The sequence below is a fragment of the Vibrio sp. YT-19(2023) genome (genome assembly GCF_033337395.1).
The window spans coordinates 1-762 of the sequence record NZ_JAWOQN010000398.1; the positions used below are offsets into that span (position 1 = coordinate 1).

2 pseudogenes are annotated in these 762 nt (G+C 45.4%); one reads left to right on the top strand and one right to left on the bottom strand.

Annotation, left to right across the window (positions count from 1 at the left end):
• Positions 1–421, top strand: a pseudogene (locus tag R7E78_RS26150) (amino acid ABC transporter); the annotation flags it as partial.
• 105 nt (positions 422–526) lie between these two features.
• On the opposite strand, the pseudogene R7E78_RS26155 reads toward R7E78_RS26150, so the two are convergent.
• Positions 527–762 (bottom strand): annotated as a pseudogene (locus tag R7E78_RS26155) (GTP cyclohydrolase); the annotation flags it as partial.

Sequence of the window (762 nt, forward strand, 5' to 3'; positions counted from 1 at the left end):
CGTGTTGGTATCCAGCAGTGATGCGCCTTTTAAATTCAATACCATGCAAGACATCAAAGGTCGTTCCATCGTGTTGCTGCTAGGCTTCGACTACCCAAACTTAATGCCGTTTTTTGAAGATAAAACCGTCAACGAGATGCGCGTTAAAGATTACGACGCCGCATATCGCGTAATTCAGAGAACGCCAGGCGATACGGCGTTTGTCGAGATGGAATCGCGGGTGATGTACAACTTAAAACGTCTGGAACTGCCACTCGAACAATTTGAGATTCAATCTTTTAGCGCTGTGATCCCCGACTATTCGATCTATCTGGCCTTTTCTCCAGAGATGAAACCTGAAGTACAACACTTTATTAATCAACGCCTGTCGGATCTAAAAGCCTCGGGAGAGATCGATAACATCGTCAAACACTATCTTTAACGCGCCTAGCCCTTTTACTGGTGCAGCTTTTGAGATCCCCACTAAAACGCCAGCCTTCTCAAGCTGGCGTTTTTGTCTATTCGATTTGATACCCGCCAGAAACGATCATTCCGTTTGATCAACAAAATGGGGATCAAACATGTGCCCTAATTTGTTTGCTTTGGTTTTTAGATAGTGTTGGTTGCTTGGATTGCGACCTTCTTGCAGTGGCACACGCTCAACGACATTGATGTGCGCGTTTTTCAAAGCCGCAAGCTTACGGGGGTTGTTGGTCATCAGACGCACTTCGTCAATCCCTAAATGCTCTAACATCCCTTTGCAAAATGCATAGTCTCGCATAT